This is a genomic window from Psychromonas aquimarina ATCC BAA-1526, assembly GCF_000428725.1.
In the GTDB taxonomy this organism is placed as follows: Bacteria; Pseudomonadota; Gammaproteobacteria; order Enterobacterales; family Psychromonadaceae; genus Psychromonas; species Psychromonas aquimarina.
This window is the reverse complement of the sequence record NZ_AUAM01000015.1, coordinates 58,224-80,356: the sequence shown is the minus strand read 5'-3', so window position 1 is coordinate 80,356 and position 22,133 is coordinate 58,224. Positions and strand designations below refer to the sequence as shown.

The following is a 22,133-nucleotide window of genomic DNA, read 5'->3' as shown; positions in this document are numbered from 1 at the left end:
AGTTAACCTTGCAGAAAAGCCTACTAAATTAGTAGGCTTTTTTGTATTACAGACAAGGAGCCAGCATGAACGATCAAAAACACTTGAAAAAAATGAAAGCGATCAAAGAGAAGCAGGACCAGAAAATTGCGGCAGCAGACCAGGAGCGCGGCGTTTCCATTTTACTAGCCGGGCCGGGTAAAGGTAAAAGCAGTTCAGCATTTGGTATGTTAGCCCGCTCTCTTGGCCATGGCCATAAAGCCGCAGTAGTACAGTTTTTAAAAGGCTCTATGTCCACCGGCGAAGAACTGTTCTTCAGCAGCCATGAAAATGTTGACTGGTTTGCCATGGGTGATGGTTTTACCTGGGAAACACAAGATAAAGAACAGGATATAAAGAGCGCAGAAAAGGCATGGGCAAAAGCGCAGACTCTATTAGCAGATGAGCAGTACCAGTTAGTGATTCTTGATGAGATCACCTATATGTTCAAATATCAGTATTTAGATATTCAACCGGCTTTAGACGCCTTAAAAAATCGCCCGGAAAAAATGAATGTGGTTTTAACAGGGCGCGGGCCGAAACAGGAACTGATCGATGCAGTAGATACCTACAGTATGATTTTAAATGAAAAACATGCATTTAAAGCCGGCGTCAAAGCACAGGCCGGTATTGAATGGTAAAAAGTCACTCGGGAAGTCGTTTAAAAACGGCTTCCCGATAATTATACCAATTCCATTAATTAGGTGATCTATTTAGGCGTAGGAAAAATGAATAAAAACAAGGCATTGATTGCAGTAACTAGTTGTTCTAATTGTAAAATCAATAACGAAGTTAGCATTCATTTTAACCAGCATAAATGAATATAAAATTAGTGGATTTGGTATTACCTATTTGATGCCGCAGTGACGTAACAGGGCATCAATCTGTGGTTCACGCCCCATAAAGTCTTTAAACAGGGCCATCGGCTCTTCGCTGCCGCCCTTTTCAAGGATCGCCTGTAAAAATTCCTGCCCTGTTTCAGCATTAAAAATACCCAGTTCTTCAAAACGAGAAAAAGCATCCGCGGATAATACTTCAGCCCATTTATAACTGTAATACCCGGCAGCATAACCGCCGGCAAAAATATGACTAAAGCTGTGCTGAAAACGGTTAAACTGCGGCGGCGTGATCACTGCAACTTTAGCACGAATCTCGCTTAATACCGACTGTACCTGCGAGCCCTGTTGTGGTTTGTATTGATGATGCAGTACAAAATCAAACAATGAAAACTCTAACTGGCGAACCATCATTAATGCGCTGTTATAGTTTTTGGCCGCCAGCATTTTTTCAAGTAACTCGGCCGGCAGTGTTTCACCGTTATCCACATGCCCGGAAATCAGTGCTAATGCCTGCGGCTCCCAGCACCAGTTTTCCAGGAACTGACTAGGCAGTTCCACTGCATCCCACGGCACACCATTAATACCCGATACTGCCGATGATTCGATTTTACTTAACATATGGTGAAGACCATGACCAAATTCATGGAACAGAGTGATCACTTCATCATGACTGAATAGTGCCGGTTTATCACCAACAGGCTTAGTGAAATTACAGGTTAAGTAGGCAACCGGCAGCTGCAGTTCTCCGTTAACTAAACGGCGGCGTACACGGCAGTCATTCATCCAGGCCCCGCCGCGTTTATGAGCACGGGCATAGAGATCCAGATAAAAACTACCAAGATGAGTCTGCTGCTGATCATAAATATGGAAAAAACGCACATCTTCATGCCAGGTATCAAAATCAAAAGACTCTTTAATAGTCAGGCCGAACAGACGTTTAACCACAGCAAACAAACCGCTGACAACTTTATTTTCCGGAAAGTACGGACGCAGCGTTTCATCTGAAATTGCATAGCGATGCTGTTTCAACAGCTCCGCATAATAACTCAGATCCCAGGCCTGCAGCTGGTCAAGGTTATCCATCTGTTTAGCAAAGGCTAAAACCTGATCTCGTTCCTGCAGCGCCTGCGGACGGGATTTTTCAGCCAGCTCGGTTAAAAATGTAATCACCTGATCCGGGCTTTCAGCCATTTTAGTCGCTAAACTGTACTCACTAAAGTCAGAGAAATCTAACAGTAAAGCTAATTCATGACGCAATGCTAAAACCTGATCAATAATATCGGAGTTATCAAACTCTCCGGCATTCGGTCCCTGATCCGATGCACGTGTTGAAAACGCAGTATAAACCTCTTCACGCAGAGAACGGTTTTTAGCGTAAGTGATAACCGGCAGATAACTAGGAAATTCTAATGTTAACAGGTAACCCTGCAGCTCTTTTTCCTGAGCTGCCTGCTCAGCGGCGGCAACTGCATTCTCCGGTAAGCCGTCTAATTCATTAACGTCAGTAATTAATTTACTCCACGCTAAGGTAGCATCCATAACATTATTGCTGAACTGTGACTGCAGCAGCGCAAGCTCCTGCTTAATTTCACCGTAACGTTTCTGCTTATTCTCAGGTAACGCAATACCTGCTAATTTAAAATCGCGCAGCGCATCATTAATCACTTTTTTCTGTTCTGTTTTTAAACAGGCAAACTGCTCACTATCAGCTATGCTAAGGTAAGCTTCATACAAACCTTTGTGCTGGCCGACAAAGGTCCCGTACTCGGCAAATAAAGCTAAACAAGCATCATGTGCTTCACGAAGCGGGTCATTACTAACAACTGCATTCATATGCGAAACCGGAGACCATAATTTACCTAAATGATCATCGGCTTCATCTAATACATTAATAAAATTATCCCAGGTAAAAGGAATATCCGTTGCTAGTGTTTTTTCAATCAATGCCTTATTATTTTCAATTGCCTGAGTCACAGCAGGAACTATCTGCTCCGGCAGTATCTGGCTGAATAAAGGCAAACCATCGGTTTGGTTAATACTTAATTTTTCAGTGTTATTCATGGCAGCGGCCTATCAAAAGAGGGAAATAGAGTTAAATGGAAATTCCACAAAAAATCAAGCTTACGCTAACATAGAATTAAGTAACGCTTTTCTCATGCAATTATTAGGTATTGATAGCATTTTAGACGCACGATAATAGGGAGAGTGGTTTGCTTATGGCAAACTCCGTAAATTATGTTTGAATATGACTCGGATTTTCAAGAATGAAAACAAAAAAGATTTTTTCACTTTTTAAGCCGTTAAAATTTAGGAACAGCCTTTCTAACCGCTTACTTTCTTATATTCTCCTTTGTAGTAGTGCACTCGCAGTTATTATCACTCTTATTCAGCTAATGTGGGATTTCCAGCAGGATGTCGGCAAAATTGAGGCCAGCATCGACCAGATTGAATCCAGTTTTCTACAGCCTATGGCGGCAAGTTTATGGAACCTTGACGAAGAACAGATCCAAATTCAGATTGAAGGTATTATGAATCTGTCAGATATGCAGTATGTACTTATTCATGAGGTCTTAGGCAATACTGAAGTGCCGTTAATTGAACAGGGCACATTAAAAGAAAAATTTGATATCAGTAGAAAGTTTGACCTGACTTATCAGGGCGAGGTTGTTGGTACTTTATTTGTTGCGGCATCATTAGAAAAAGTTTACGACCGCTTAATAGAAAAATCTTTACTTATCTTAGTCAGTCAAACCATCAAAACCATGGTCGTTTCAATCTGTATTCTGTTTATTATCTATTATATGGTGATCCGCCATGTTAATAAAATTGCCCTGTATACACGTAATATTAAACTCAGCACCCATAATAAAGATCTTATTTTAGACGGCCGTAATCACCATATCTCTTCTTCCAGTGATGAACTTGATGAACTGGTCTATCTGCTTAATAAAATGCAGAAAAGGATCGTTGCCGAACTTACCGATAAAGAGATTGCTATTGAAGAGCTGCAGCAGGAGCGTGATTTCTCCGCTACCATTATCAACTCCTCAAGTACAGTAATCTGCTGTCTGGACAATAATTTCAAAATATCAACGATCAACCCGGCGGCCGTTATTTTAACCGGTTACAGTCAGGAAGAGCTGAATCAGAAAAACTGGCTGGATATTTTTGTTCTCGATGACCGCAAAGAAGAGCTGCTTAGCAAGCTCACCCAGAATGAAGCCATCCACAGTATCGAAATAGATATGCACGATCAGATGGGGGAGATAAATACACTGTTATGGACCTTCTCGGCATTTTACGAAGGCATGAATATCAAATACTTAATCGGTTTCGGTCACGATATCACCCCGCAGAAACAGATTGAATTTGAGATTAAACAGCTTAATGATCAGCTTGAAGAAAAAGTAAATATACGTACAGCGGCCTTAACAGAAAGTAATCAGCAGATCACCCATACCTTAGAGCAGTTAAAACGCACCCAGCAGACTCTGGTTGAGTCAGAAAAAATGGCATCATTAGGCGGACTAGTGGCGGGTGTTGCCCATGAAATTAATACACCGATCGGAATCAGTGTTACGGCGGCTTCATTTCTGCAGGAAGAGATCGATACCCTGAAAAATAAACTCACCAGCAACAGCCTTTCACGTACTTATGTTGAAGAGTTGATTGTCCGTTTAACCGAGTCAGGACGTTTATTAAACGGGAATCTGAAACGGGCAGCCGACTTAATCAGCAGTTTCAAACAGGTCGCAGTAGATCAGTCCAGTGAAGCCTGTTACTCCTTTAAACTGGCAGAAAATGTTGATCAGGTAGTCACCTCGCTTAAACATAAACTTAAACAGTCCCGCTGCCAGGTGTTTATCGAATGCCCGGAAGATCTGTCCATCTACAGCTTCCCGGGAAGTTTTGTGCAGATATATTCCAATCTTATTCTGAATTCACTGATCCATGGTTTTGAAGACTGGGAAGGTAAACGTGAGATTTATATTGAGCTGAAGCTAGAAGGCGATACATTACATCTGAATTACCGGGATACGGGTAAAGGTATTCCCGATGAAATTGCGGATCGTATTTTTGATCCCTTTGTTACCTCAAAACGCGGCTCAGGAGGCAGCGGTTTAGGCACGCATATTGTCTACAATATCGTCAACCAGCTGTTTAAAGGTGATATTCAATATATCTTAGGCGAGCAGGGCTGCCACTTTGAAATACGCATCCCTTATAAAGCTAATATGGATTCATAGGCAGAAACAAAAAAACCTCCTTCGGGAGGTTTTTTGTATAACTTATAAAAAGTAATTTATTCCGCTTCTGCGGCCTGCTCTGTATCGAGCTGGTCATCCAGAGCATACCAGCCGGCTATTTTGCGCTCTAAGATATCAACACCGAAACCTTTTAAAGAAGAAAACAGCTCAACCTGTACATCACCTTCAAAATTTTTCGCTTCTTCACGCATTTTTAATAAAGTTGCTTTACGTGCGCCCTGCTTTAATTTATCCGCTTTAGTTAATAAAGCCAGTACCGGAATATCCGCATCAATCGCCCAGTAAATAAGCTGCTGATCCAGATCTTTAAAGGGATGGCGGATGTCCATTAACACAACCAGACCTTTTAATGATTCACGCTCTTGTAAATACTCACCTAAGGATTTCTGCCATTTAAGCTTCATAGCAAGCGGTACTTTAGCAAAACCATAACCCGGTAAATCGATTAAACGCTTACCTTCTTCAATTTCAAAAACATTAATCAGCTGCGTACGGCCAGGTGTTTTACTGGTTCTGGCTAAACTTTTTTGACGAGTTAAGCGGTTTAATGCGCTAGATTTTCCCGCATTGGAACGCCCTGCAAAAGCGATTTCGATACCGCTTTCAGGCGGCAGATGTTTATCCAAATGACGAATATCCGGTGCACTAATTAAAAAATGCGCTTTTTGAAAATGTATTTTTTGAAATTCCAAGATATGCCTCGCTTTACTCATGTAGCAAAATTGTTACTTTTATTAAACTTGTGTAAACTACACCTGTTTTATTTGGCGCTCATTGTAGCATGCTTGGGTTAACATACTTTAAGAAAAAAATGGATAGTTATGAATAAATTATTAGTGACATTATTTGCCGTATTTTGTTTTTCTAGTTCCGCACAAGCACAAGGTGATATTGAAGCAGGTAAAGCAAAATCAGTGACTTGTGTTGCATGTCATGGCACCGATGGAAACAGTCCGTCAGACCTTTATCCTAAAATAGCCGGACAGCATATAAGCTACCTTAAGAAACAGTTACAAGAATTCAAAGACGGTACACGAAACGATCCGATTATGGCGGGCATGGTAATGGCACTTTCAGAGCAGGATATCAAAGATCTTGCAGCTTTCTATTCAAGCCAGAGCCCGACACCTGAAACAGTCACACCGGAAATAGTAGAAGCCGGACAAAAACTTTACATGGGTGGTGATATCGAGCGCCAGATTCCTGCTTGTACAGCCTGTCACGGCCCGCGCGGCAACGGTCTGGAACTTGCTAAATTCCCTAAAATTTCTAATCAGCATCCGGCATACTTAAAAGCACAGCTGGAGAAATTCCGCAGTAAAGCACGTGCTAATGATGTCAACGGTATGATGGTTGACGTAGCGGCTAAACTGACCGATAAAGATATTGAATTACTTTCCCACTACATCTCTGCACTGCATTAACAGCAGCTGCTGGACAGACTTCAGCAAGGCGCTTTCTTAATTGAAGCGCCTTTTTTATACACTTTTTAAACACTCTTAGATCTGCTATTGTGCGCTTTTATAAGTTCTCCAATTTCACGCTTATTAAAAGCGTATAAATGTGTGTTCATCTGCAAATCACAGATAAACGGCATTTACATTAACAACAATGAAAGGTAATTGTTATGTCCCGTACTAAAAAAAGCCGCACCGCAGGTAATTCAGAAGCAAAATTCAGCGGCCCGCGTAAAGAATCATCTTCACAGGCGCAGGAAGCACGCAAAAAAAAGCGTAAAAGTAAATTAAAAGGTAATAAAGCGGGTGCACGTAATGCCAATGAATCAAAACAGACGCAGCAGAAGAATGCTAAGCAGGCTGTTAATGAAAAACGTGTCGGCAGTCAAAAAGCAGTGCCCTTAATTCTTGAAGAAAAAGCACCAGTTGAAACAGCAAAAGTACAGCATCAGCCGAAAGCAAAAGTAATTAAAAGTCAGCCGGCACCCAAACTGTCTCCAGAAAAAGAACTGGCTTTAATTGAAAATGATGACCGCCTGAATGAACTGCTTGAGCAGCTGGATAATGATGAAAGTATTTCTCAAGTCGACCAGTCGTGGGTTAATAAACAGATGGAGCGTCATCAGGAAATAATGAAAGAGCTTGGCTGGTTAGATGAAGAGGGTGAAGAAGATCTTCTGCAGCAGTTTGAAGATGCTGGTTCAGCATTAAATGAATTCAAAAAATAACGAGTAGAGCATGGATCTGAATATCGTATTAGCTGCAGTTTCAGTTGTTATTATTATCGGCCTGGCCTTTTATGCCGGCATCTTGATTAATAAAATCAAAGTGCACAAAGCCCGTAATCTGCAGCTGCAGGCTCAACAAGCAGAACAGCAGGCACAGAAGAAACAGCAGCGTAACGATAATATCTGTGAAAGTATCCGCTTTATTGCCCGGGCCACGGCACAGAAACAGTGCAACGTATCTGAAGCGGCTATTCGTTTAACTGTTTTACTGGAAACACTGCTGCTCAACAAGCCGATTGATATACAAGAACAGTACCCGGCGCTGTCTGCTATGTTTGATAAAGTAAAAGATATGCCGACTCATGATGAGCGTAAAAAGTTTCCGGTCAAAGAGATCAAAATGCTGGACAGGCGCCGTCAGATCGCTGAAGCAGAACTTGAAGATGCAGTAATCAAAGAAGCACTACAGTTAGAAACATTTTCAATATAAAAAGAAGAGAGAGACAAATGGAAAAGCTCGTGTGGGATCAAGCCCTAATTGAAAAATACAACTACAGCGGCCCGAGATACACTTCTTATCCCACGGCTTTAGAATTTGCTGAAAGTTTTAATTACCCGCAGCTGATCGACGCGAGCAGCATCTACCCTGAGCGCCCGCTTTCTCTGTATATCCATATCCCTTTCTGTCATAAACTTTGTTACTTCTGCGGCTGTAACAAAGTAATCACCCGCCATCAGAGCAAAGCAGATAAATACCTGGACTACCTGGAACAGGAAATTAAGATTCAAGCGCAGCATTTCACTAATCGTCAAGTCAGCCAGTTACACTGGGGCGGCGGTACACCAACCTTTTTATTACCGGAGCAGATCACCCGTTTAATGAAGGTGCTGCGTGATAACTTCAATTTCAAAGAAAACGCAGAATTAAGTATTGAAGTTGATCCGCGCGAAATTGAAATCAGCACAATTGATCACCTGGCGGCGCAAGGTTTTAACCGCCTTAGTCTTGGCGTGCAGGACTTTAATAAAGAGGTTCAGAAAGCGGTCAACCGCGAGCAGGATGAAGATTTTATTATCCAGCTGCTCAACCGCGCTAAACAGCAGGGTTTCAAATCAACCAATCTAGATATGATTTATGGTCTGCCTCTGCAGACTAAAGACAGCTTTGCGCACACCTTAGAAAAAATACTGGAGTTAGATCCGGCTCGTTTATCAATCTTTAATTATGCACATATGCCGGCTATTTTTGCCGCGCAGCGTAAAATTAATGAAGATGATATGCCTAAACCTGCAGAGAAACTGGAGATGCTCCAGTATACCATTGAGTTTCTTACTCAGTCAGGCTATCAGTTTATCGGCATGGACCATTTCGCCAAACCAGATGATGAACTTGCTCTTGCGCAGCAGCAGGGCATATTACACCGTAACTTCCAGGGGTACACCACACAGGAAGACGCAGATCTTCTTGGTTTGGGGGTTTCCGCAATCAGTCAGATCGGCCATTGTTATTCACAAAATCAGAAAAAACTGGCGGACTATTACAATCAGATTGATGAATCCGGTCATGCACAATGGCGTGGTGTCGGACTTAATTCGGATGATCTGATCCGCCGCGAGGTGATCAAAAAACTTATCTGTAACTTCAAACTCGATACTAAAGAGATCGAAGAGCATTTCGATTTAAACTTTGCTGAGTATTTTGCTGAAGATATTAAATTATTACAGTGTTTTATTGATGACCAGCTGGTCACGGTCAGTGCAGATGAAATTTGCGTAAAACCCAAGGGACGTTTATTGATTCGTAATATCTGTATGTGTTTTGATGTGTATTTACGTAATAAAGCACGTCAGCACCAGTTCTCTCGGGTAATTTAAATGACTCTCGGTAGTTACTACATAGGCATTATGTCCGGAACCAGTCTGGATGCGATAGATGTAGTGATCACCCGGCGAACCAGCTCAGGTTTTCAGCAGATAGCAGGTAGTGCTCCGGCTCTTCCCGAAAAGCTGCGCAGCCGCCTTTTACAGATATGCCGGGATAAACATGTTGATCTGCAGACACTGGGAGAAACAGATCAGCAGTTCGCTTTAGCCTGCGCGGATGCCGTTAAACAGTTACTCAAAGAAAGCGGATTATCGGCCTCACAAATCACTGCAGTCGGCAGCCACGGACAAACTATTTTTCATTCTCCATCGGGTTTATACCCCTTTACTCAGCAGATTGGTGACGCGGCTTTAATTGCAGCCGCAACCGGCATCCCCTGCGCTGCCGATTTCAGACGTATGGATATGGCCTACGGCGGACAAGGGGCACCATTAGTCCCGGCTTTTCATCAGGCTCTGTTTGCCGAAAAAGGAAAAAAACGCGTTATTGTGAATATCGGCGGCATAGCCAATATCAGTGTATTAACTTCGGATAAAAATGTGCTCGGTTATGATACCGGCCCGGGTAATATGCTGCTGGATGCCTGGATCAATGAAACCCGACAGAAAAGCTTTGATAAAAACGGATCTTTTGCCTCCCAGGGAGAAGTTATATCAGCCCTATTAGCGCAATTATTAACTGAACCGTATTTAAAAAAAACAGCACCTAAAAGCACCGGACGGGAAAAGTTTAATCTGGCCTGGCTGAAACAGCAGCTGAGCTTAGTCAATATAGAACAGTACTCAGATGCCGACATTCAGCGGACTTTACTGGAATTCAGCGCTGTAACCATCTCTGAGCAGATTCAAATACATACCCGGGGCTGCGAGACCTTTGTCTGCGGAGGAGGCGCTCTAAACCAGCTGCTGATGGAACGCTTACAAGCTTTATTACCTAAGCATAGGATTAACGATACTCACAGCTTAAATATTGATCCTATGTATGTAGAAGCGGCCGCCTTTGCCTGGCTGGCAGAACAGCGCTGCTTAGAAAAACCGGTTCCCCTTAAAGCGGTAACCGGGGCCAGACAAGATGCTATTCTCGGCTGTGTATATCTTCCGTAGGGTGAGTTATACCCTGCAGGCGGTAATAAATATAAGCACCAATATGTAAAAGCATCAACAGTAAAGCGCCTGAAAATGTCAGCAGTAACGCAATTGTTTCAACCTGCCTGGGTCCTGACTGCTGTAAAAGATACCAGCCGCCCCCCGAAAAAATTAACAAGCCCAGATTAAGCCACATACAGCGTTTACAGCGGCCCAGTTTTTCTCTAAATAAACTTTCCCTACAGAACTTACAGGCCACCTTATTTTCCTCACATATTTGCGCATAAATTCGACAGTTTACAAAAGTTCTGCTTGCTGTTCAAAATTAGAGTTATTATTCTATGCTTCAATTATTATCGAAGAGCAACGGACATGCCCTATTTTTTTACCTTATTATTGATTTTATCTTCTTTTTCAGTGAGCGCAGAAATTTACACCTGGCAGGATGAAAAAGGAGTGACCCACTTTTCACAGACACAAGAAGAGCAGCAGATAGTAACGCCACCAAGCACTTCACCAGCAGCGGATAAATTTTCACAGCCCTTTTTAATTGGAAAATGGACTGGAAAAAGCGGGCAGACGAAGCAGGAATGGGTATTTAAAAATCCCGGTTTCTTCTCCATTAAACAAACTTCAGATACAGACAATGAAATCATATATACCGGTCAGTGGGAACTTGATGATCCGAAAATTCTGCTGTCAGTCATCTTTAAATCGATCAGCAGTCAATCTTCGGGTTTTGCCAGCTCGCAAAGCAGTGCCGACATTATCGAGCATGAAAAGCACCGGATTTTAATAAGCTTCAATGAAGAAAAATTCTGGTTAGAACGCAATTAGTTATAGCCAGCTGATTATTAAGTGGTCGGATACTTATTCTGACTTCTGTTGATCATCAAGGTAATTCTTTAACAGCTGATACAGCCTTTTATTAGACGGCGCATCCTTCACTGCGACACGAATAAAACGGCTGTCTAAACCTATAAAGTTACCCGCATCACGTACGATAACCCCCTCTTTTAATAAATATTGCCGACACTGTTGCGCACAAAGCGGCATAGGCAGGCGCAGCAGAATAAAATTACACTCTGTTGCAAACACCTCTATACCTTTTAAGCTTTTTAATAAATTCCTGAAAACCCTCTTTTCATTAGTTATCCACGCTATAGAATCATTAATATAAGTCTGATCTTTTACCACGGTGATCCCGGCAAGCTCGGCAAAACAATTTACAGACCAGGGCTCGCGGATCTGCCCTATTCTAGCATTCAGCGCTTCATTAAATGAAACAGCCCAGCCTAAACGAATGCCGGGTAGAGCAAAAAACTTAGTTAATGCTCTTATAATAAATACCGACGGTGACTGAAATATAACCGCACTTTTCTGAAAGCCGCTGTCAACAAACTCAATAAAGGCTTCATCTAACAGCAGCTGCACCTGATTCTCTTCACAGAGCTTTATAATCTGTTTCAATGTCTGTAAATCCAGAAGATTACCAGTCGGGTTATTCGGGTTACATAAAGTCAGTACTTGATAGCCCTGCTTTATCTGCGCCTCCAGCAGCTGCATATCTAGTTTAAAACCGTCACAGCTGTCCAGAATAAAATAATCTATCTGTGTTCCTGCTGACTCTGCCGCCCGGGCATATTCAGCAAAAGTCGGCCCGATAATCAGCGCCTTTGATGCTTTAAGGGCTTTAAAAAAAAGAAAAATCATCTCAGTCGCACCGTTACCTACTAAGACATTCTCCATTTCAACGTTAGAAAATTCAGCTAACGACTGACGTAAATCTACATAATCGGGATCCGGGTAAATATCCAGTGCATAGCGGTGCTCTGTTAATGCATTTGTGAACGACCGGGGAACGCCCAGCGGGTTGATATTAGCACTATAATCTAACCACTGCTGTGTATCCTGCCGAGTACTGTCCCGCTTCAGACGGTGTACATTACCACCATGTAAATCCATGATTTATCCTGTAAAAATTAAAATTATAAAGATGACAGCCAGCATCAGCAGGGAACTTGACCATAACAGCCAGACTGCTTTGTCGATTAAATTTTCTGTAAACGGCTTATTTTTATCACCGATTGTCGGTTTATCCTGCCACTCACCAAAATACTGAGTGCGCCCGCCGAACTGAATATCTAAGGCCCCGGCAACAGCAGACTCCGGATGTCCGGAGTTTGGGCTGGCATGATTACAGCGGTCCCGTTTAAAAATATACCAGGCATTTTTCCAGTTCAGATTAAGCAGATACGCTGAAACAGGCAGTAAAATCCCACCGGTAAGACGAGCCGGCAGATAGTTTGCCCAGTCATCCAGGCGGGCACTAAACCAGCCTAACTCTTTATAGCGCGCTGTTTTATAGCCCCACATGGAATCAAAAGTATTAACCGCTTTATAAAGCATAGCGAACGCCAGCATTGCTTCTGCCAGGTACGGCTCAAGCAGTGCACCAAGCAGCATATAAAACAGAGGCGAAACAACAGCATCTACGCTGTTTTCAGCAACGGTTTCCAGGGTACTGCGGATAATCTGCTTTTTATCCATTTCGCTGGTATCACGACTGACCAGGTAGCCTATCTCCTGACGTGCCAGGCTGATATCATCCTGCTCAATAATGTTTTTAACTTTAAGCGCTTCATCTGCTAAAGAGCGCGTCGCCAGACAGGTATAAAGCAGATACACTTCAATTACCCAGTGCAGGCGCGCCAGCCATAAACAAACAAAAAAGGTTGTACTGAGAACCAGTAAATTAGCAGCCGCACCCCACTGTTTTTTAAAACCTGGCGGCGTCATTTTTTCCAGGCGGCTGATAAACCAGCCGATTACCTGTACCGGATGCGGAATTCGATAGGGATCGGCAAACAATATATCTAAACAGTAGGCACTTAATAACTTGATAATTAACAAGGAAAATCCTTTTCTGGTTTAATAGACAATGCAGATCATAGCAGGCCGCCGGGCTGTTAACGAGGCTATTATGAAGCTCATATTTAATTCTCTGAATACAATTTAACCTCTTTTTTCTGTTTAACTTAATCTGCCGGTAAAATTTTCCTCATTCTTAATAAGCACTGCCGATAATTGATTTATTGCCCTGCTAAATTTATTTATACTTCACGGCTATATAACTTACGGATATTCAGCTATGAAATACATCGGCGCACACGTCAGTGCTTCCGGCGGCGTATTTAACGCCCCAAAAAATGCGCATGAAATAGGTGCAACCGCCTTTGCATTATTTACCAAGAACCAGCGCCGCTGGGAAGCTAAACCGCTTGATAATGACACCATCCGTAAATTTAAAGCGGCCTGCATTCGTTATAATTTCAGTCCGGAGCAGATCCTGCCCCACGACTCTTATTTAATTAATCTCGGCCACCCGGAACAGGAAGCATTACAAAAATCCAGAAATGCTTTTTTAGACGAAATGCAGCGCTGTGAACAGCTGGGTTTAACATTATTGAACTTTCATCCCGGCAGTCACCTTAAAAAGATCAGCGAACATGACTGCCTGCTGCGTGTTGCCGAATCCATAAACTGGGCTCTGCAGCAGACAACTACAGTCAAAGCCGTGATTGAAAATACCGCAGGGCAAGGCACCAATTTAGGTTATTCTTTTGAACAGCTGGCTGTCATTATCGAACATGTTGAAGATAAACAGCGTGTTGGAGTTTGTCTGGATACCTGCCATACTTTTGTTTCCGGTTACGATCTGCGCAGCGAAGAGGCCTGTCGTGAGACATTTAAGGCATTTTCAGAGATTGTCGGCTTTGAATACCTGGCGGCTATGCATATCAATGACAGCAAAGTGCCGCTGGCAAGCAGAGTAGACCGCCATGCTTCATTAGGGGCCGGTGAAATCGGCTGGTCCTGCTTCAGATATATCATGCAGGATCCAAGATTTGATAATATCCCCATGGTATTAGAAACAACGGATCCGGAAATCTGGCCGCAGGAAATCCAGCAGTTAAAAGAGTGGGTTTTAGAAAGTTAATACCGCAGCAGCGGCAGAGCATTAGTTCGGATATTCCCCATGAAGAAATCCGACAATTGCAGCAATCAACACAATAAAAATAGAAAAGTTAGTTTTTATACTTTCCAAGTCTGCTAACTGGCTTTACTATTATTGACAGGTTATTAAAAATAAGGTCGCAAATGTTAATATTTCAAGCACTTAAAGATTTGACTCAATCTTACCTTGCCCCAGAGCAATGTCAGTTTATTGAGCGAGCTTATGAGTTTGCTTACGCCGCACACGACGGCGTTCAACGAGCAAGCGGTGAACCTTATATCACTCATCCCGTAGCAGTTGCTGAAATACTGGCGGAGATGAAGCTGGATCATGAAGCAATTGCGGCGGCGCTTCTCCATGATGTTCTTGAAGATACAGAGGTAACCTACCAGGAGCTGTCAGATACCTTCAATCCAAGTGTTGCCGAGTTAGTGGAAGGCGTTACTAAGTTAGATAAAGTTAACTTTAAAGACCGCGAACAGGCGCAGGCAGAAAATATCCGTAAGATGCTGATCGCCATGTCTAAAGACTTCCGGGTTATGCTCATTAAAATTGCCGACCGCGTTCACAATATGCGTACCTTAGACTCATTACGCCTTGATAAACGCAGGCGGATTGCCCGTGAAACCTTTGAGATATTCACTCCAATTGCCGACCGGCTTGGCCTTCACCACCTCAAAAACGAATTAGAAAAGCTTGCTTTCAAAGCACAAAATTCCGCCCGCTATTATGTATTAAAAGATGCCATCACCAAAGCACGCGGCAACCGCAAAGACTTTATTCAAAGTATCTGTGATGAGATTTCAGCAAAATTAGACAGCATGTCGATTGAAGCAGACGTTATCGGGCGTGAAAAACACCTGTACAGCCTGTACCGGAAAATGCGCAAAAAAGGCTGTCAGTTCCATGATGTAATGGATGTTTATGCTTTCCGCATCATAGTTAAAGATCTTGATACCTGTTACCGGGTCTTAGGGCAGATGCATCACCTCTATCAGCCGAAACTCGAGCATTTCGAAGATTATATCGCGATTCCTAAATCAAACAGCTACCAGTCGCTGCATACCACTTTAATCACCCACCATGGTGTGAATATTGAAATTCAAATCCGTACCGAAGATATGGATGCAGTAGCCAAACAAGGCATAGCTGCACACTGGAGTTATAAAGAAGGCAGCGGCAACTCTAATATGACCGCGCAGCTGCAGACTCGCAACTGGTTCCAGGGGCTCTCTGATCAGGAAGACAATACAACTAACTCACTGGTAATGCTGGAAAATATTAAGCAGGAGCTGGGTAATAACGAGATTCATGTGTTAACCCCGCAGGGAAAAATCATTGTTTTACCCGCTCATGCAACCCCTGTTGATTTTGCTTATGCACTGCATACCAAAATCGGCCACCGCTGCACGGGCGCCAAAATAGACAAAGAATTTGCACTGCTCAGCGATAAACTTGAAAGCGGCCAGACTATCCAGATTATCACCTCCAATAAACCGCAGCCCTGCGCAGACTGGTTAAACTTTGTTGCCACTCATAAAGCCCGCAACAATATTCGTCAGTACCTTAAACAGCTGCCCAGAGAAATCACCATTCCGGAAGGACGGCGTTTATTAAAACAGGCGCTTAACCGTACCAATTTAACTGATATCCCGCAGGAAAATATCGACAGGGTTATTGCTGATCACCATCTTGATGATTTTAACAGCCTGCTGCACGAAATAGGCAGCGGTAAGCTGATGAGTATTATTATTGCCCGACGCCTGCGCGGCAACACCGATGAATTAACCGAGTCGGAATTAAAACAGCAGACCCGCCAAAGTGCCATCAAAGGCACTGAAGATATGATGATATCTTACGCCAACTGCTGTAAGCCGTTACCTGGAGATACCATTGTTGCCCATGCGAGTCCGGGTAAAGGTTTAGTGGTACATCTGCAGAACTGTCATAATGTTACCGGTTATGAAAATGAATTAGATAAATATATCCCTGTTGAATGGGATATGGATTTCATGAATCAGTATGAATATTCCAGCGATCTCAATATCATGATGATTAACCATAAAGCCGGCCTGGCTCAACTGTTTAATATTATTGCCAAAAGTAATGCCAATGTGGTGGATCTTCAGACCACTGAATTACCGGATCATGTTTATTCGATCAACTTAACCCTGACTGTTATCAACCGAATTCATTTGTCACGAGTAATGCGTCAGATTAAGAAACTTTCCAGCGTAACCAGTGTCAAACGAAGCAACAAAAAAATAAAAGCAAAGGAAATCTAGATGAGCCTGTTTAAAACAGCGGCAGTTTTATCAACATCATTATTTTTATTCTCCTGCAGCACAGCAGCGACTAACAATACTGATGTTTCACCAGCCGTCATTGAACTGATACAACTCCAGAATAAATGGCAGTTAGTGAATATTGACCAGCAGGCAGTAGATGCTGAAATCAACAGCACAATCACCATTGATGCCCAGTCTAAAGCAACCGGTAACCTGGCTTGTAATAACTTTTTCGGCGCGCTTGAGCTGCACAATAACCAGCTGCGCATTGAAAAAATGGGCAGTACGCGCAAAATGTGCCGCCGGCAGACCAATGAAGTGGAAATGGTTGTGGCTTCTGTATTAGCAGACTGGTCAGACATTCAATTAAACGAACAGACATTAATTCTGACGGGTAAAGAGCATAAGCTTACCTACCAGTCTAAATAACCCCTGAAGATATTCAGACTATCTGGCAATAAACGCAGTCTGCTCAACCGGACTGCGTTCTTGCTAAACCAACCAGACGAGCAAACAAACGTTTTAACAGCGGCGGAATAGAATCTGCTCCGCGTTCCTCAACAGCCGTCGCAATTGCCAGACCTAATCCTGGTTTAGAATATTTATGTACCGCTTTATCAATAATTTTATTCACCGCAACACGCGCTAAATCCTTCTCAGTATAATTCGCCGCTTCAAGATAAATATCAGAAAACCCACTGTCGAAAAACAGATGCTCAATATCCAGTGCCGGTAATACGGAAAGGCGATTCGCTAAAAAGTCTTTTGCTGACAACATCTCCTCGACCCGGCCGGCATATTTTTGTCCGGCAGCGTCCCCATCCGTTAATACATGCCATTCAATATGCAGATCCTGAGCAAGTTTAATCAGAGGAGCAACGCCGCACTGGGCAAACTCAATAATCTGTACCCCCTCTACCACCAGATGATAGCCGCATAAACGGGCCAGTTCAGTTAGCAGCCAGGTCTCAGTTTCCCCTTCAACTAATAACCAGGAACGCGCAAAAAGACTTTGCGGGCGTGTCATACGCAGATGAAAGGCTATTCTGCGTAAATCATTATTGGAAAAATGAGCTGCATTTAAAGAGTAACTTTTAATTAAATCCGCCTGTCTAACCAGGCGCTGAATACGGCTTAAAGGGAAAAACGATAAAAGCTGACTAGAGTTGGTACTGACCAGCTTCTGCATGGGTAACAAAGAGAAAAATCGCCAGGTAATCGCTAAATTGACAGGATGTAAATTATTTTCCGGTTCTTCCAGTAATAATATAGGGGTTGCCCCCCGCCGCAGCAGGTGCTCGCCTCTCACTTGTAAAAATTCTCCAAGGATCAGCAGCAGCATCGCCCGGTCTCTTTTATGTCCGGTTTTAAACAGATCATTAAAGTGGGTTAAAGCGAGAAAAGAAAACGGCCGCTGGCTATGAATATCGTGTTCAAAATCAACTTTATGGTAATCAAATCCGCCGTAACGCTTAAACAGGTAATGGTCAAACAGATAAGCAAGCGCTTCATATCCGCGCCCCATTTCGTATTCAGATAACTGCTGCGAAGAGCCAACCAGACGTTTAAATACACGTTTAATTCTTTCTTCACAACGCTCTCTTTTACTAGATAACTCTTTGGCTTCCTCCTCTTCAGAGTCCATAATCAATGGCGCTTCACTACCCATACGTAAAACCGGTACAAAAGAAACAAACTCATTAACCAGTTCTGCTAATTTTTCCCTGCTGTATATCTTTTCAATACCGTCATTATCTAAAAAATAGCGGCGGGTTTTAATATTTCCGGCATCTGTAACCTCGCCGTCTATCTGGAAATATATATATCTCAATTCATTACGGGGCGCATTCCAGGTTTCTAGTATACTGGCATACTGGCGCAGACCGGCTTCCCCAATTAACTGCTCTTTGAAAGTAAAAACGAGATGGATAAGCTTAGTAGTACTGATTTCAGGATTAGGGGGCTGGTGAAAATCATCGGCCGTGAACCTATAGTTTTTGTGTGTTCCGGATAAAAATAACGACAGTGCATCAAACAGACTCGACTTTCCCCAACTGTTTTCACCAAGAAAAGCATTCAATTCCTTCACATTAATCGACAAACGATTAATGCCCCTAAATCCAACAATCTCAATCTGATCTAGAAGCATAGGCTCTCCTTAAAAAAGAATGTCCTACTACTAAAAATATCAGAAGTGAGTTAGAAGACAAGTTATGCAAAACGTTTACACAAAATATGATCCAGTGCAAACTCTGCAGATCTTTGCCGTTTCATTAAAATAATGTCATCGACAAACTAAAATCCTTTACTACAATTCATTTTACCAAAGCAATTCCACAAGAAAAAAGCGGACTAATAATCACCGCAGAAGAAACAACACAAAAACAGCGCAGAACAACTATTGAACACACGATGGGCTAACTGATAATTAATTTATGCAGCTCTTTTCAAAGAGCCGCATGGTCATTCATTTATTCGAAGGAACCTGTAAATGTCTAATATTCATGCACTAAATATTTTACCAAGCCAAGAAGTTATTGATTCAATTGCAAATTATCACGCCGAATTTGATGATATTTCATTTGATTATACTCAGCTGTTAATAAAGCTTAAAAATGAGATTTACAAACTTAACTTTATGGTCAAGCATGATAATGCCGACTGGATGCAGAGACGGGGTTCCGATTATTTAACTAACCCGAAACTATTTGCGCATGCACCGCTGACTTATATTTGCGCTTTTATCGGTGAGCTGTTTAAAAAATACAGCCTGGAAGAACTACTAGAGAAACTAACACCGCAGATATTAAAGAGTGTATTAGCCCGACTTAATGATTTTAAACTGCATTAACCAGTAAACAACGGTAAGTTTCAGGCTAATTTCGATTAGCCTTTTTTATACCAGCTTTTTCAAATTGTTTTATCTTCTGCTTAGCAAAAAACTATCCGCTTGAATTTTATACTCTTCCCAAAAGCCCGGCAGATACTGCTTTCTGCTGTAAAAATAAGCAAATAATAGTGACAGATAAAATCATTATTTCTAAATTGTTAAGCAACTCAAATTTTACAATAAATAGAGATTAATTATATTGAAGCACTTATGCCTTAAGCTGTACCCTTCACCTTGACTTTTTTATCATAGAATATGACTTTTCTTACAATGAAACAAAACAAGTCATTTTTAAACCATGCTAACAGCAAACTAATATAAGTAGGTAATCATAACAAGGATGTAAACGTTTCACTATTTAGAGTTCATCATCACAGGACACTTCAAATGACCAATATCCACAAGCTGGCAATTTTACCAAATCAACAGTCTATTAATTTACTGGCTGCATTCAGTAATGAGTTCAATTCTCAGCAGTTTGATTTCACAACATTATTAAGCAAATTGAAAAAGACTATTTTAGACTCGAAGTTTATGACCAAGCACAGTAATGCGGTCTGGATGGCAACTCGCGGGCAGGATTTTCTAGCAAATCCGAAACTGTTTTCCAGCGCACCGTTAACTTACATCTGTGTATTTTTAGGGGAGTTATTTAATAACGCAGAGGTCACCGAGATCCAGGAAAAAATTTCCCCCAATGTTATTGAACATGCTTTAAAGCGTTTAAATGATTTTAAATTAAACGCTTAGTTTTTCGGGTGCAGGAAAGTCATATCAGATTAACCTTCCCGCGCCCATAAAAGTCATATTTATGTAAACGCAGTTTCTATAACGATTGTGAATGTTCATTAATTATCTGCATAAATTCAGCACCATATTTATCCAGTTTAATATGACCGACACCACTGATATTCAAAAATTCAGCATCCGTTAACGGCATCAATTCACTCATTTCAGAAAGAGAAACATCACTGAAAATAATATACGGCGGCAGATCTTCACGATCGGCAATCTGTTTGCGCAGCTGACGCAAGCGGGCAAACAGTTTATTATCCGCAAGATCAGCGAGTACACTGCGTTTCTTTTTCACCTTAACCATTTTCACACGCGGTACAGCTAAGTGAAGCACCTGCTGTGCTTTTAAAACAGGACGAGCGGCCTGAGTCAGCTGCAGCGCAGACCCCCGGGTCAAGTTCTGCATCAGTAAACCACAGTGAATTAACTGTCTTAAAATACTTAACCAGTGCTCTGTCGACTGCTCTTTACCTAAACCGTATGTTGACAGTTTATCGTGCCCTAAACTTTTAATGCGTGCGGTTTGCGCCCCTTTTAAGACCTCAACAACGTATCCCATGCCGAAATGCTGTCCGGTACGGTAAACACAGGAAAGTATTTTCTGCGCATCTTCAGTTGCATCGTAACTTTTCGGCGGATCCAGACAGACATCACAGTTACCGCAGGCCTGATGACTGTATTCACCAAAGTAATTTAATAAAACCTGACGGCGGCAGATCTGCGCTTCTGCAAATGCAACCATAGTATTTAATTTGTGCAGCTCAATACGAAGCTGCTCCTCATTTTCATTTTTTTCCAGCATGCCCCGGATCCGCGCCGGATCTGCAGGATCATAAAATAACATCGCCTGTGCCGGTAAACCGTCACGCCCGGCCCGCCCTGTTTCCTGGTAATAAGATTCTATATTTTTCGGTATCTCATAATGTACAACAAAGCGCACATTAGGCTTATCAATGCCCATACCGAAAGCCACTGTGGCAACAACAATATCCACTTCATCCTTGATAAACAACTCCTGTACCGACTGACGTTCCTGCAGAGGTAAACCAGCATGATAGCAGCGCGCTTTTAAACCTCTGGCACTTAACTTGTCACTTAATTCTTCAGTACGACGGCGGCTGGTACAGTAAATAATGCCGCTTTCATTTTTGTGCTCGGATAAATAATTAAACAGCTGAGTCAATGGACGGTACTTTTCAATCAGCAGATATTCAATATTCGGCCGGTCAAAACTATGTACTGCAATCAGCGGGTCTCGGAGCTGCAGTCGCGCTAGAATATCTTCCTGGGTGGCATGATCTGCGGTCGCGGTTAATGCAGCCAGCGGGGTATCAGGAAAACGCTCTTTTAACTGACCAAGCAGCGCATATTCCGGACGGAAATCATGACCCCACTGAGAAATACAGTGCGCTTCATCAATGGCAAACAGATTAATCGGCAGGTTGTCCAGGCGGCTCATAAAATCCGGACGAAGCAGACGTTCAGGGGCAATATAAACAATCTTCAGCTGTCCGCTGTGCATATCGTTGAGTATCTGATTTTGTTCCTGATAAGAAAGGCTGGAGTTCAGATATGCAGCCGCGACACCGCAGGAGCGCAGTGTATCAACCTGATCTTTCATTAATGAAATAAGCGGTGAGATAACAAAGCAGATACCGGGACGAACCAGCGCCGGTATCTGAAAACACAGGCTTTTTCCGCCGCCCGTGGGCATCACTACCAGAGCATCATCTCCAGCACACAGCCGGCTGATAATCTCTTCCTGACCTTCTCGAAAGGTATTGTAGCCAAACACATCAAACAGGATCTGTTTCGCGTTAGGGCAAGATTGTTGATTCACGATACTTCTGCCTGCATTAATA

At 42.5% G+C, this 22,133-nt stretch carries 20 protein-coding genes; 13 read left to right on the top strand and 7 right to left on the bottom strand.

What is annotated here, in order from left to right; all coding sequences use genetic code 11:
• The first annotated feature begins 65 nt into the window (after positions 1–65).
• Positions 66–659: a cob(I)yrinic acid a,c-diamide adenosyltransferase gene (gene cobO / locus G337_RS0106625; RefSeq protein ID WP_028863193.1), complete on the top strand. Its 594-nt coding sequence runs from the start codon at positions 66–68 to the stop codon at positions 657–659.
• 207 nt (positions 660–866) lie between these two features.
• On the opposite strand, the gene prlC is transcribed toward cobO, so the two are convergent.
• Positions 867–2,918, bottom strand: a complete 2,052-nt coding sequence (gene prlC, locus G337_RS0106620; RefSeq protein ID WP_051303024.1) for an oligopeptidase A — start codon at positions 2,916–2,918, stop codon at positions 867–869.
• Positions 2,919–3,121: 203 nt separating this feature from the next.
• On the opposite strand from prlC, the gene G337_RS0106610 reads away from it, so the two are divergent.
• Complete coding sequence (locus G337_RS0106610) at positions 3,122–5,104, top strand: ATP-binding protein (RefSeq protein ID WP_051303022.1); 1,983 nt, start codon at positions 3,122–3,124, stop codon at positions 5,102–5,104.
• Between the two features lie 56 nt (positions 5,105–5,160).
• On the opposite strand, the gene yihA is transcribed toward G337_RS0106610, so the two are convergent.
• Positions 5,161–5,817: a ribosome biogenesis GTP-binding protein YihA/YsxC gene (yihA, locus tag G337_RS0106605; RefSeq protein ID WP_028863190.1), complete on the bottom strand. Its 657-nt coding sequence runs from the start codon at positions 5,815–5,817 to the stop codon at positions 5,161–5,163.
• A gap of 129 nt (positions 5,818–5,946) precedes the next feature.
• On the opposite strand from yihA, the gene G337_RS0106600 reads away from it, so the two are divergent.
• The 5 genes from G337_RS0106600 (at position 5,947) to G337_RS0106580 (ending at position 10,298) form a co-directional block, all read left to right on the top strand.
• Positions 5,947–6,549: a c-type cytochrome gene (locus tag G337_RS0106600; RefSeq protein WP_028863189.1), complete on the top strand. Its 603-nt coding sequence runs from the start codon at positions 5,947–5,949 to the stop codon at positions 6,547–6,549.
• A gap of 203 nt (positions 6,550–6,752) precedes the next feature.
• Positions 6,753–7,310, top strand: coding sequence for a Der GTPase-activating protein YihI (yihI, locus tag G337_RS0106595; RefSeq protein WP_028863188.1), 558 nt, complete (start codon positions 6,753–6,755; stop codon positions 7,308–7,310).
• A 10-nt stretch (positions 7,311–7,320) separates the two neighbouring features.
• A complete protein-coding gene (locus tag G337_RS0106590; protein ID WP_028863187.1) occupies positions 7,321–7,800 on the top strand; it encodes a DUF2489 domain-containing protein in 480 nt (159 codons plus the stop codon).
• 17 nt (positions 7,801–7,817) lie between these two features.
• Complete coding sequence (gene hemN / locus G337_RS0106585) at positions 7,818–9,185, top strand: oxygen-independent coproporphyrinogen III oxidase (protein ID WP_028863186.1); 1,368 nt, start codon at positions 7,818–7,820, stop codon at positions 9,183–9,185.
• Positions 9,186–10,298, top strand: coding sequence for an anhydro-N-acetylmuramic acid kinase (locus G337_RS0106580; RefSeq protein WP_028863185.1), 1,113 nt, complete (start codon positions 9,186–9,188; stop codon positions 10,296–10,298). It begins immediately after the preceding gene.
• Here the strand turns inward: G337_RS0106580 and G337_RS0106575 are convergent.
• The gene (locus G337_RS0106575; protein WP_028863184.1) at positions 10,270–10,539 is read right to left on the bottom strand and encodes a DUF3624 domain-containing protein; all 270 of its coding nucleotides are present in this window, start codon (positions 10,537–10,539) and stop codon (positions 10,270–10,272) included. The two genes, G337_RS0106580 and G337_RS0106575, sit on opposite strands and share 29 nt — an antisense overlap.
• 113 nt (positions 10,540–10,652) lie before the next feature.
• Between G337_RS0106575 and G337_RS0106570 the strand changes: the two genes are divergently transcribed.
• A complete protein-coding gene (locus G337_RS0106570; RefSeq protein ID WP_028863183.1) occupies positions 10,653–11,117 on the top strand; it encodes a DUF4124 domain-containing protein in 465 nt (154 codons plus the stop codon).
• A 33-nt stretch (positions 11,118–11,150) separates the two neighbouring features.
• Here the strand turns inward: G337_RS0106570 and G337_RS0106565 are convergent, their stop codons facing one another.
• Together G337_RS0106565 and cbiB are read right to left on the bottom strand one after the other, a co-directional pair.
• Complete coding sequence (locus tag G337_RS0106565; protein ID WP_028863182.1) at positions 11,151–12,245, bottom strand: pyridoxal phosphate-dependent aminotransferase; 1,095 nt, start codon at positions 12,243–12,245, stop codon at positions 11,151–11,153.
• 3 nt (positions 12,246–12,248) lie between these two features.
• Positions 12,249–13,193, bottom strand: coding sequence for an adenosylcobinamide-phosphate synthase CbiB (cbiB, locus tag G337_RS0106560; RefSeq protein ID WP_028863181.1), 945 nt, complete (start codon positions 13,191–13,193; stop codon positions 12,249–12,251).
• 238 nt (positions 13,194–13,431) lie between these two features.
• Between cbiB and nfo the strand changes: the two genes are divergently transcribed.
• The 3 genes from nfo to G337_RS25735 all read left to right on the top strand — a co-directional run bounded on the left by nfo (position 13,432) and on the right by G337_RS25735 (position 17,015).
• Positions 13,432–14,280 (top strand): deoxyribonuclease IV, encoded by an 849-nt coding sequence (nfo, locus tag G337_RS0106555; RefSeq protein WP_028863180.1) that lies wholly within the window; start codon positions 13,432–13,434, stop codon positions 14,278–14,280.
• A 161-nt stretch (positions 14,281–14,441) separates the two neighbouring features.
• The gene (locus G337_RS0106550) at positions 14,442–16,583 is read left to right on the top strand and encodes a RelA/SpoT family protein (RefSeq protein WP_028863179.1); all 2,142 of its coding nucleotides are present in this window, start codon (positions 14,442–14,444) and stop codon (positions 16,581–16,583) included.
• The gene (locus G337_RS25735) at positions 16,584–17,015 is read left to right on the top strand and encodes an META domain-containing protein (RefSeq protein WP_051303020.1); all 432 of its coding nucleotides are present in this window, start codon (positions 16,584–16,586) and stop codon (positions 17,013–17,015) included.
• 43 nt (positions 17,016–17,058) lie between these two features.
• Here G337_RS25735 and G337_RS0106540 read toward each other — a convergent pair whose 3' ends face one another.
• Positions 17,059–18,735 carry a DUF2813 domain-containing protein gene (locus G337_RS0106540; RefSeq protein WP_028863178.1) on the bottom strand — a complete coding sequence of 559 codons (1,677 nt, stop codon included), beginning with the start codon at positions 18,733–18,735 and terminating at the stop codon, positions 17,059–17,061.
• 342 nt (positions 18,736–19,077) lie between these two features.
• Between G337_RS0106540 and G337_RS0106535 the strand changes: the two genes are divergently transcribed.
• Together G337_RS0106535 and G337_RS0106530 are read left to right on the top strand one after the other, a co-directional pair.
• Positions 19,078–19,437, top strand: coding sequence for a hypothetical protein (locus tag G337_RS0106535; protein WP_028863177.1), 360 nt, complete (start codon positions 19,078–19,080; stop codon positions 19,435–19,437).
• Between the two features lie 426 nt (positions 19,438–19,863).
• Positions 19,864–20,226, top strand: a complete 363-nt coding sequence (locus tag G337_RS0106530; RefSeq protein WP_028863176.1) for a hypothetical protein — start codon at positions 19,864–19,866, stop codon at positions 20,224–20,226.
• Between the two features lie 76 nt (positions 20,227–20,302).
• Here the strand turns inward: G337_RS0106530 and recQ are convergent, their stop codons facing one another.
• Entirely contained in the window at positions 20,303–22,111 is a 1,809-nt protein-coding gene (gene recQ, locus G337_RS0106525; RefSeq protein WP_028863175.1) for a DNA helicase RecQ, read from the bottom strand.
• Between the last annotated feature and the right edge of the window lie 22 nt (positions 22,112–22,133).

Bases quoted from the DNA above. Each gene is read 5' to 3' on its own strand.
- cobO (WP_028863193.1), top strand. From the start codon at position 66: ATGAACGATCAAAAACACTTGAAAAAAATGAAAGCGATCAAAGAGAAG.
- prlC (WP_051303024.1), bottom strand. From the start codon at position 2,918: ATGAATAACACTGAAAAATTAAGTATTAACCAAACCGATGGTTTGCCT.
- G337_RS0106610 (WP_051303022.1), top strand. From the start codon at position 3,122: ATGAAAACAAAAAAGATTTTTTCACTTTTTAAGCCGTTAAAATTTAGG.
- G337_RS0106600 (WP_028863189.1), top strand. From the start codon at position 5,947: ATGAATAAATTATTAGTGACATTATTTGCCGTATTTTGTTTTTCTAGT.
- yihI (WP_028863188.1), top strand. From the start codon at position 6,753: ATGTCCCGTACTAAAAAAAGCCGCACCGCAGGTAATTCAGAAGCAAAA.
- G337_RS0106590 (WP_028863187.1), top strand. From the start codon at position 7,321: ATGGATCTGAATATCGTATTAGCTGCAGTTTCAGTTGTTATTATTATC.
- hemN (WP_028863186.1), top strand. From the start codon at position 7,818: ATGGAAAAGCTCGTGTGGGATCAAGCCCTAATTGAAAAATACAACTAC.
- G337_RS0106580 (WP_028863185.1), top strand. From the start codon at position 9,186: ATGACTCTCGGTAGTTACTACATAGGCATTATGTCCGGAACCAGTCTG.
- G337_RS0106570 (WP_028863183.1), top strand. From the start codon at position 10,653: ATGCCCTATTTTTTTACCTTATTATTGATTTTATCTTCTTTTTCAGTG.
- G337_RS0106565 (WP_028863182.1), bottom strand. From the start codon at position 12,245: ATGGATTTACATGGTGGTAATGTACACCGTCTGAAGCGGGACAGTACT.
- nfo (WP_028863180.1), top strand. From the start codon at position 13,432: ATGAAATACATCGGCGCACACGTCAGTGCTTCCGGCGGCGTATTTAAC.
- G337_RS0106550 (WP_028863179.1), top strand. From the start codon at position 14,442: ATGTTAATATTTCAAGCACTTAAAGATTTGACTCAATCTTACCTTGCC.
- G337_RS25735 (WP_051303020.1), top strand. From the start codon at position 16,584: ATGAGCCTGTTTAAAACAGCGGCAGTTTTATCAACATCATTATTTTTA.
- G337_RS0106540 (WP_028863178.1), bottom strand. From the start codon at position 18,735: ATGCTTCTAGATCAGATTGAGATTGTTGGATTTAGGGGCATTAATCGT.
- G337_RS0106535 (WP_028863177.1), top strand. From the start codon at position 19,078: ATGTCTAATATTCATGCACTAAATATTTTACCAAGCCAAGAAGTTATT.
- G337_RS0106530 (WP_028863176.1), top strand. From the start codon at position 19,864: ATGACCAATATCCACAAGCTGGCAATTTTACCAAATCAACAGTCTATT.